At 60.7% G+C, this 9839-nt stretch carries 8 protein-coding genes; 7 read left to right on the top strand and 1 reads right to left on the bottom strand.

From position 1 onward, the window contains the following. From dnaK to AB5758_RS08415, 6 genes are all read left to right on the top strand, one after another. Nucleotides 1-1737: molecular chaperone DnaK (dnaK, locus tag AB5758_RS08440; protein WP_368155493.1), on the top strand; the 1737-nt coding region annotated here is incomplete at its 5' end. 2 nt (nt 1738-1739) lie between these two features. Then, a complete protein-coding gene (locus AB5758_RS08435) occupies nt 1740-2582 on the top strand; it encodes a nucleotide exchange factor GrpE (RefSeq protein ID WP_368141827.1) in 843 nt (280 codons plus the stop codon). Nucleotides 2583-2689: 107 nt separating this feature from the next. Further along, nucleotides 2690-3655, top strand: coding sequence for a DnaJ C-terminal domain-containing protein (locus tag AB5758_RS08430; RefSeq protein ID WP_196026358.1), 966 nt, complete (start codon nt 2690-2692; stop codon nt 3653-3655). 72 nt (nt 3656-3727) lie between these two features. After that, complete coding sequence (locus tag AB5758_RS08425) at nt 3728-4144, top strand: heat shock protein transcriptional repressor HspR (protein ID WP_006235210.1); 417 nt, start codon at nt 3728-3730, stop codon at nt 4142-4144. Nucleotides 4145-4583: 439 nt separating this feature from the next. Then, nucleotides 4584-6884: a hydratase gene (locus AB5758_RS08420; protein ID WP_225094113.1), complete on the top strand. Its 2301-nt coding sequence runs from the start codon at nt 4584-4586 to the stop codon at nt 6882-6884. Nucleotides 6885-7121: 237 nt separating this feature from the next. After that, entirely contained in the window at nt 7122-7823 is a 702-nt protein-coding gene (locus AB5758_RS08415; RefSeq protein ID WP_368155492.1) for a hypothetical protein, read from the top strand. A 375-nt stretch (nt 7824-8198) separates the two neighbouring features. On the opposite strand, the gene AB5758_RS08410 is transcribed toward AB5758_RS08415, so the two are convergent. Next, a complete protein-coding gene (locus tag AB5758_RS08410) occupies nt 8199-8867 on the bottom strand; it encodes a hypothetical protein (RefSeq protein WP_195544654.1) in 669 nt (222 codons plus the stop codon). Between the two features lie 234 nt (nt 8868-9101). On the opposite strand from AB5758_RS08410, the gene AB5758_RS08405 reads away from it, so the two are divergent. Next, the gene (locus AB5758_RS08405) at nt 9102-9773 is read left to right on the top strand and encodes a hypothetical protein (protein ID WP_138375309.1); all 672 of its coding nucleotides are present in this window, start codon (nt 9102-9104) and stop codon (nt 9771-9773) included. The last annotated feature ends 66 nt before the right edge of the window (nt 9774-9839 follow it).

The raw sequence follows: 9839 nt of genomic DNA, 5'->3' as shown, positions 1-9839 counted from the left end.
GCCGCTAAGAACCAGGCTGTCACCAACCCCAAGAACACCGTGTTCTCCATCAAGCGCTTCATGGGCCGCAAGTACTCCGAGTGCACCTCCGAGATCAAGACCGTGCCGTACGAGGTCAAGGAGGGCCAGGGTGGCCGTGCCGTCGTCGACATCGAGGGCAAGGATTACACCGCCGAGCAGGTGAGCGCCATGACGCTCGCCAAGATGAAGGCCGACGCCGAGAAGTATCTGGGCGAGACTGTCACCGACGCCGTCATCACCGTCCCGGCCTACTTCAACGACGCCCAGCGTCAGGCCACCAAGGACGCCGGTAAGATCGCCGGCCTCAACGTCAAGCGTATCGTCAACGAGCCGACCGCTGCTGCTCTTGCCTATGGCCTGGACAAGCAGGGCACCGACCAGCGCATCCTGGTCTTCGACCTGGGCGGCGGCACCTTCGACGTCTCCATCCTCGACCTCGCCGACGGCGTGTTTGAGGTTCTGTCCACCTCGGGCGACAACCACCTGGGCGGCGACGACTGGGATCAGCGCGTCATCGACTGGATGGCCGATAAGTTCCAGCAGGAGAACGGTGTCGACCTGCGTCAGGACCCCATGGCCCTGCAGCGTCTGAAGGAGGCCGCCGAGAACGCCAAGAAGGAGCTCTCCGCCGCCCAGCAGACCACCATCAACCTGCCGTTCATTACCATGAACCAGTCCGGCCCGCTGCACCTCAACTACACGCTGACCCGCGCCGAGTTCGAGAAGATCACCCGCGACCTGCTCGAGCGCTGCAAGCAGCCTGTCACCAACGCCCTGCGCGACGCCAAGCTTAAGCTCTCCGATCTGACCGAGGTCATCCTCGTCGGCGGCTCCACCCGTATGCCCGCCGTCCAGGAGCTCGTCAAGACCATGACCGGCAAGCAGCCCAACATGTCCGTGAACCCCGACGAGGTCGTTGCCGACGGCGCTGCCGTCCAGGGCGGCGTGCTCACCGGCGACGTCGAGGGCATCCTGCTGCTCGACGTTACCCCGCTGTCGCTGGGCGTCGAGACCATGGGCGGCATCATGACCAAGATGATCGACCGCAACACCACGATCCCGACCTCCAAGACCGAGGTCTACTCCACCGCTGCCGACAATCAGACCAGCGTCGAGATCAACGTGCTCCAGGGCGAGCGCGAGCTTGCCCGCGACAACAAGTCGCTCGGTAAGTTCCAGCTGACCGGTATTCCGGCTGCCCGCCGCGGCGTGCCGCAGATCGAGGTCACCTTCGACATCGACGCCAACGGCATCGTCAAGGTCTCCGCTAAGGACAAGGGCACCGGCAAGGAGCAGCAGATCACCATCTCCGGCTCCACCGCGCTTTCCGACGACGAAGTCGATCGCATGGTCAAGGACGCCGAGGCTCATGCCGAGGAGGACAAGAAGCAGAAGGAAGAGGTCGAGGTTCGCAACCAGACCGACAGCCTGTGCTACTCCACCGAGCAGACCCTCAACGAGCTGGGTGACAAGGTTTCCGCCGACGTGAAGTCCAAGGCCGAGGCCGCTATCGCCGACGCCAAGAAGGCGCTCGAGGGCTCTGACGTCGAGGCCATCAAGGCCGCCGGCGAGTCTCTGCAGTCCGTGGCCTACGAGCTGGCCCAGGTTGTCTACGCCGACGCTCAGCAGCAGACCGACGGTGCCGCCGGCGCCCAGCCTGCCGACGATGACGTCGTCGATGCCGACTACGAGGTTGTGGACGACGAGGACAAGTAATCATGTCCGCCCGTAAAGCTCGCACGGAGGCGGCTGCCGCTGGCGCCGCCCCCGTTGACTCTGAGGAGAAGGACGTGAAGATTCCCGTAGAGGCCGCAGACGTTACCGAGGCCAACGAGGCCGAGGCCGCCGAGGCTGCCGAGAACCAGGTAGAGGATTCCAACAAGGAGGCGACGATGACCGAGGACGAGATGGTGGAAGCCGCTATCCGCGCCGGTGAAGAAGCCGCCGACAACGACTTTAAGCTCAAGTTCGAGCAGGCCCAAAAGGAGCTTGCCGACGTGCGCAGCGAGCTCGATGCTGCGGCAGAGGCCCAGAAGGCCGCCGAGGACAAGGCAAAGGATGCCACCGAGCGTACCGCCCGTCTGCAGGCCGACTGGGAGAACTTCCGTCGCCGCACCGCCAGTGAGCGTATCGCCGAGCGCGAGCGCGCGACCGAGAAACTTGTCACTGCGCTGCTGCCGGTGGTCGACGATATCGAGCGTGCGATCGACCATGCCCGCAGCCAGGAGCTTGCCGACGACTTTAAGCAGTTCGTCGATGGCGTCGACGCGGTACATGCCAAGCTGCTCGATGTGTTTGCGCACGAGGGCGTTGAGCCCATCGACCCCAAGGGCGAGGCGTTCGATCCGCTCGAGCACCAGGCTGTGGGTCGCGTCGAGGACGCATCGCAGTACGACGAGACCGTCAACGATGTGTACCAGAAGGGCTACCGCATGGCGGATCGCATCCTGCGTTCCGCGATGGTGACGGTGACCTACGGTGGCGAGAAGCGCCCCGCACCGGAGCCCGAAGCGGCGCCTGAGGATGCTGCGGCCGATACGGCCGAGAGCACCGAGGAGTAATTGAGAAGGGCCCCGGGGCAACACCCGGGGCCCTTTCTGGCCTAGTGCCATATGAAAGCATGAGCCGCCGCCCGCTGGGCGGCGGATGAAACAGGAGAGGAGCTACGATGGCTGCAGGCAAAACCTTCTATGACATCCTGGGCGTATCCAAGAGCGCCTCCGACAAAGAGATCAAGAGCGCGTTTCGCAAGCTCGCGCAAAAATATCACCCCGATGCCGGCGGCGACGAGGCCAAGTTCAAGGAGATCAGCGAGGCCTACGAGACGCTTTCGGACGAGAAGAAGCGCAAAGAGTACGACCAGATGCTCATGTTTGGCGGCATGCCGGGCGCAGGCGGCGCGTATGGCGGCGGCTACGGTGCCGGCGCGGGTGCCAGTGGCTGGGGCGACATCTTCGACAGCATCTTTAGCGGCAACGGCGCCTGGGGCAGCGATTGGGGCTCGGGCTTTGCCGGGGCTGCGGGCGCTGCCGGTGCCGGCGCTGGCCGCAGCCGCGCTCGCAAGGGCGGCGACCTGTCGCTGACCGTCGATGTGACGGCCGAGGACGCGTTTCGCGGCGTGACGCACAAGGTCACCTACCGCATTCCCTCGACGGGCGAGCAACAGACCATTACGGTCTCGGTGCCTGCGGGCGCGGTCGACGGTGGCAAGCTGCGCTACAAGCGTCGCGGCGAGTACGGCGTTGCCGGCGGCGAGCGCGGCGACCTGGTCGTGACCACGCACGTGGAGGAGCATCCGCTGTTTAAGCGTAAAGGTGCCGACGTGACTATGGAGATACCGGTCTCGGTCTATGAGGCGGCGCTCGGCTGCACGGTGGACGTGCCGACGCCCGGCGGTGCGACGGTTCGTCTGAAGGTGCCCGCGGGTACCCAGACGGGCAAGAAGTTCCGCTTTAAAGAGATGGGCGCGCCCGACGTTAAGCACCGTGGCCGTACGGGCGCGCTGCTCGTCGAGATCAAGGTGCAGGTTCCCACGAACCTGTCCGATGACGAGCGCGATGCCATGACCAAGCTGCGCGAGGCTGACACGCGCGACTATCGCGAGAAGGTCAACCGTTACAAGGCGACGTACTAGGGCGGTCGTGGCGCACGCCCGTGCCCGCGGGCTTATGATGGACGATAACGAGACGGAAAGGGATCAGGTAGCATGGCCGAGGACAATAGGAACAAACCGCTGTACATGATCAGCGTGGCGGCCGAGCTGACCGGCATGCATCCGCAGACTCTGCGCGTCTACGAGTCCAAGGGCCTGGTGAACCCCCAGCGCTCGGGCGGCAACACGCGTCTGTATTCGCGTGCCGATATCGAGCGCCTAGAGCTCATCAACCAGCTGACCGACGAGGGCATCAACCTTGCCGGCGTGGTGCGCATTCTCGATATGAAGGAGCGTGCCGAGGAGCGCGAGCGCGAGAACGAAAAGCTCCGCGCCCGTGTGCGCCAGCTCGAGGACGAGCTGCACGAATACAAGATGCAGAAGAAGATTACCGCCCTGGCCCCGCGCGACGGCTCGGTCAACCCCGAACAGGTCATGCGCAAGCTGCTGGGCGCCGGCGGGGATTTGTAGGTTCCGCCGTTCTACCGAACGGCGGACCGGCCGACGCTGCGTGACGTCCAGAGCGACAATTTGTCATTCAAAAGGCAAGGCATGACCAGAAGGTCTATGCCTTGCCTTTTTCATGCCAACTTGTCCGCTCTGGACGTCGCTCGCTGTCCGTCCTCTGCCTGCGGCGTTGCCTTGCTCCGGATGCGGTAGTCATTGGGGACGTTCTTAAATGACTGGTCAAAGGGGACATTCTTGCGGCACTTGGCAGTTGGGGACGTTCCTTTTGTGCCGGCACTTTGGGACACTCCTTGTCAGAAGAGTGATGCAAGGTGCTCGTCCTTTGCTTTACTGAGATAAAGTGAACGCGCAGATTCGTAACCCACTCGCAACCGTTCTATGGCACGATATTGAACGAATGTATGCTATGCGCCCAAATCTTTTGGGCAGAGTGGGAGACAGTATGGTTAAGCTGTACGAGGACGGCATCTACCTGCGCGGTGGCAGCGAGGTCGTGCCCGCGGCCGAGGCTGCCGAGCGCGGTATTACGCAGATGCCCGAGGATGCCAAGCGCGGCACCATCGCGTATTCGATTCTTCAGGCACACAACACGTCCGGCGACCCCGAAGCGCTCAAGATTCGCTTCGACGCCATGGCGAGCCACGACATCACCTTTGTCGGCATTATCCAGACGGCGCGTGCCTCGGGCATGGAGCAGTTCCCGCTGCCCTACGTGCTTACCAACTGCCATAACTCGCTGTGTGCCGTGGGTGGCACCATCAACGAGGACGACCACGTCTTTGGCCTCTCGGCTGCCAAAAAGTACGGCGGCATCTTTGTCCCGCCGCACATCGCGGTCATCCATTCCTTTATGCGTGAGAACTTCGCCGGCTGCGGCAAGATGATCTTGGGTTCCGACTCGCACACCCGCTACGGCGCCCTGGGTACCATGGCCGTGGGCGAGGGCGGTGGCGAGCTGGCAAAGCAACTGCTGCGCGACACCTACGATGTCGCCTATCCCGGCGTCGTTGCCATCTACCTCACGGGCGCCCCGCGCCCCGGCGTCGGCCCGCACGACGTGGCGCTCGCCATCATCCGTGCCGTCTTTGCCAAGGGTTACGTTAAGAACAAGGTCATGGAGTTCGTGGGCCCGGGCATTGCGAACATGACGACCGATTACCGCAACGGCGTCGACGTCATGACCACCGAGACCACCTGCCTGTCGAGTATCTGGGCTACCGACGAGGACACGCACGCATTCTTGACCATGCACGGCCGCGGCGACGACTACCGCGAGCTCAAGCCCGCCGATGTTGCCTACTATGACGGCTGCGTCGAGGTCGACCTGTCGAGCATCAAGCCCATGATTGCGCTGCCGTTCCATCCTTCCAACGGCTTTGAGATTGACGAGCTTAACGAGAACCTCGAGGACATCCTGCACGAGGTGGAGCTCGAGGCTGCCAAGATCGGCGAGGGTAAGACGCACTTTAGCCTGCTCGACAAGATCGTCGACGGCAAGCTGCACGTGCAGCAGGGCGTTATCGCCGGCTGCTCGGGCGGCAACTACGACTCCGTGGTCCAGGCTGCCCGCGTGCTCAAGGGCGCCAACACCGGCTGCGGCGAGTTCTCGCTGTCGGTCTATCCCACGAGCCAGCCCGTGGCACTCGAGCTTACACGCCGCGGCTATATCTACGACCTTATGGAGGCTGGCGCGATTGTGCGCACGGCGTTCTGCGGCCCGTGCTTCGGCGCCGGCGACACGCCTGCCAACAACGGTCTGTCCATCCGCCACACCACGCGTAACTTCCCCAACCGCGAGGGTTCCAAGCCGGGTAATGGCCAGCTGAGCGCCGTGGCCCTGATGGACGCTCGCTCCATTGCGGCGACGGCTGCCAACGGCGGCGTCCTGACGCCGGCGACCGACCTGCCCGAGGAGACTTGGGACGAGGGCTGCGAGTACGCCTTTGACGACGCGCCGTACAAGAAGCGCGTGTACTGGGGCTTTGGCAAGGCTGAGCCGGCCGACGAGCTGGTCGAGGGCCCCAACATCAAGCCGTGGCCCGCGATGGAGCCCCTCGGCGACGACATCCTGCTCAAGGTGTGCTCCAAGATCATGGACCCGGTCACCACGACCGACGAGCTCATTCCCTCGGGTGAGACGAGCTCCTTCCGCTCCAACCCGCTGGGCCTGGCCGAGTTTACGCTCAGCCGCCGTGACCCGGCCTACGTGGGCCGCTCCAAGGAAGTCGACGCCGTTGAGAAGCGCCGCGTGGCCGGCGAGGCCGCGGGCGACCTGGCGGCGCTCGATGCCGAGCTTGCCGGTGTTTTTGAGGCACTGGCCGGCGCGGGTGTCGCTGCCGATGCCAAAACGACCGAGTACGGCTCCATGCTCTATGCCAAGAAGCCCGGTGATGGTTCTGCCCGCGAGCAGGCCGCGAGCTGCCAGCGCGTAATTGGCGGCCTGGCCAACATCGTCCACGAGTACGCTACCAAGCGCTATCGCTCCAACGTGATGAACTGGGGCATGGTGCCCTTCCAGATGGAGGCCGAGCCCAGCTTTGAGGTGGGCGACTACGTCTTTGTGCCGGGTATCCGCGCCGCGCTCGACGGCGACCTGAAGGACATCGCCGCTTACGTGGTTCGCGCCGATGGTGCGGTCGAGCAGATTGAGCTCTACATTGCCGATATGACGGCAGAGGAGCGTGCCATCGTCAAGGCCGGCTGCCTGATCAACTACAACAAGTTCAAGGCCGCTGCCGAGTAACGCACATACTTGTCCGCCCCGGTTATACCTTTCCCTGCCGCTCACGCGCTTCGCGAGGGTCGCGTCAGAGAAAGGTATAACCGGGGCTACTTGTTAAGTGCTGCTCGTTGGGTCTTGAGGGCGCTAAAATCGAGGTTGCAACTCTCCTCTATGGGGGAGTGCGCCTTTGTTCATATGCTATCTAGAATTGACAGTATGAAGTTGGCGCTTTAAAGTGAGCTCAAAACACTCTCGTTTGTGGAGTTGAAGATGAAGCGTTGCACTTCTGTTTTGTTGCTGTTGGTGGCTTGCGTCGTCGCTGCTGCGGGCGTGGTCCTATTTGGCTCGCTTATCTTCTATGGGCCGAGTGGGGTTGAGCAGACGGTTGAGATGGCGTCCCTTGTTGCATCGATGCCCGGGCAAATGATTTCGGACGTTACAAAGCCCGATGAGATAACGCTCGATATCGAGGAAACGCCGGGCATTCTAAGCATAAGCAACTACCCCATGATTGAACTTGGCTCGTCTCGCTATACCAAGGACGAGAAGTTGTCCCGACAGGCGCTGGACTTGCTAAACGGGCGTTCGTTCAAACGCTGGGACGGTTGGGATGCCTATGAGCGCCGACGTGGTTCTGTGAACGGTGGCTACTATACAACGCTGAAGTTGTATTCATCTGATGGCAAACTGATGCGCACCGTTAACTACAATCCGGAATACGCAAAAGCCGGAGGTGGGGACGGCGTCTATATCCAAGATGGCGGCGTGACCTACATTCTTGAAGGCGACCAGCAGCAGGTGATCGATTTTTTGGATCGTTGCGTGATGGACGCGTACGACCAGACCTGCCTGCCCGACCCGCAGACTGCACGCGATGGTGGATCTGCTCGTACATGGCTATTCGAGGATGAGATGCCCTGGACCGCCGAATCGGGAAGCACGGGCTCGGCAAAAGAGTAGAGAACGCGACCACCACAAAGGTGCCCCTTTGCGGTGGTTTTCAGTCTGTCTCGATCTGTAACATCTGGGCCGTTAAAAGTGGGCTTGGTGTTGCAGATTTAGATTATCGATTCGGGTGTCTTCTGTTTATCTCGATCTGTAACAGGTGGACCCTTATTTGCCGAGTAGTTGTTACAGATTTAGATAAACGGGCGCCGCTGAGCATTTCATCTCAATCTGTAACATCTGGGGTCAAAAACGGCCGCTAGATGTTACAGATCGAGACAGATGAGCGCCGGAGTCGAAAAACACCACAAAGGTGCCTGTCCCCTTTGTGGTGGTGGGGGGCGGGCTCGATGTTATTGTGATCGCTGGGCAGCATTTTAATGAATGTCTCTACAGGATTTCATCTGGGGTGGCGGGTTTGGTTGTTTTGGGGATGCCGAGTTTGGACGACGCGAAATCGTCAACATTGTCCTTAATTCCGTCTTTGGTGTAGACGGTGACCATATAGGTGCTGTGTCCGAATTCGCTCTTGTCGCGTGTTGCCCAGGCCTGCCAGTAGGCGGCCCCACTTCGCCCTTCGATTTTTCCGACACGGCGGAGTTCTGTTCGCTTTAATTTCTGGTTGCTATAGATGGTTCGACCGTCCTCCTCGGTGAGCCCGCACTGTCCAAGCATCTTGTCGAGGACTTGGTTCATGTGGCGCTCATCGGTGTTTGGTGCGTAGTCGTAGGCGAGGGTGATGGAGTCGAGTGGCTGGTCGTCGATCAGATAGTTTAGCGCCTGAGGTTCAAGGCAGAAATGGGGGGAGCATCCGTCGATCTGACCGAGCAGTGGCAACTTTGACTGCCAAAATCCGGTGGGAATTCTATCTTCGTAAAACACGCCGCGGCAGATAAAGGAGAGCGAGGTGGCACGCGAGCCGGCGTCGACCATCCCGCACAAATCGAAGGGCGAGGCGATACCGAGAGAAAAGGGCGTGATGACGATAAGGAAGAGCATCACGATGGGTACGGCGAGAATGGCGATGACGTTGCGACCGGTGGAATGAGACGGCTTCATATGATCTCCCCGAAACAAAAAGCTGTTGAGGATAGATAGAAATAGATAAATTCAGATAACAAATTAAGTTTAATCTCATGGCGTGAGATGGTCGACCGTTAGCGTCGAAACCCACCACAAAGGTGCCTGTCTCCTTTGTGGTGGTGGGGAGCGAGCGGCTTCTTTTGGTGATAGTGTTAGCTGACGGTATCATTAGGGCAAATGACGCAGATCTGCATTGCGAGGTGTTTTGCTGTGAGTCGCTCTGCCCGTATTGGATTGATTGCTCTGGCGCTTGCGATCGCCGTGGTTGGTGTGGGCGTTGTCGGTATGGCATTTCTGCCTGCTGCGGTGACGGAGCCGGTGGTTAAGCCTGTGACTCAATCAGTCGAACTTCTGACCGGCGACGAAAAACCCGAGACCATTACTGTTGATTTTGATGAGAAACCGGCAGCGCTGGGCATTAGCAATTATCCGCGCATTCAGCTTGGGGCCATGCGCTACACCATGGACGCGAGCCTAATCAGCAAAGCAACCGAGCTGCTCAAAGGCAAAACCTTTAAGCGTTGGTACGGATATGCGTCCTATCGGGCAAAAGCGAACGACATGGTTGGCGGATGCCACTCTTCCATCGAGCTGGATACCGCGAACGGCGCAAAGCTATGTGATGTCTCGTACGATCCGGGTTACGAGGGCAATGAGGGTCCGGGCATCTACATCATGGACGGCGATGTGGCCTATGTCATGGAGGGCGACCAGACCGAGCTCAACGAGTTTATGGGTCAGTGCATTCAGGATGCCTATGAACAGACCTGCTTGCCCGACCTGCAGGCTGCACGCGATAGTGGGTCTGCTCGTACATGGCTATTCGAGGATGAGATGCCCTGGAACGCCGAATCGGGAAGCACGGGCTCGTCAAAAGAGTAGAGAACGCGACCACCACAAAGGTGCCCCTTTGCGGTGGTTTTCAGTCTGTCTCGATCTGTAACATCT

The organism is Collinsella aerofaciens (genome assembly GCF_040926405.1).
Lineage (GTDB): Bacteria > Actinomycetota > Coriobacteriia > Coriobacteriales > Coriobacteriaceae > Collinsella.
This window is presented reverse-complemented; position numbering and strand designations above follow the sequence as displayed.

Coding starts and splice junctions, on each gene's coding strand:
- AB5758_RS08435 (WP_368141827.1), top strand. CDS start 1,740: ATGTCCGCCCGTAAAGCTCGCACGGAGGCGGCTGCCGCTGGCGCCGCC.
- AB5758_RS08410 (WP_195544654.1), bottom strand. CDS start 8,867: ATGAAGCCGTCTCATTCCACCGGTCGCAACGTCATCGCCATTCTCGCC.
- AB5758_RS08420 (WP_225094113.1), top strand. CDS start 4,584: ATGGTTAAGCTGTACGAGGACGGCATCTACCTGCGCGGTGGCAGCGAG.
- AB5758_RS08430 (WP_196026358.1), top strand. CDS start 2,690: ATGGCTGCAGGCAAAACCTTCTATGACATCCTGGGCGTATCCAAGAGC.
- AB5758_RS08425 (WP_006235210.1), top strand. CDS start 3,728: ATGGCCGAGGACAATAGGAACAAACCGCTGTACATGATCAGCGTGGCG.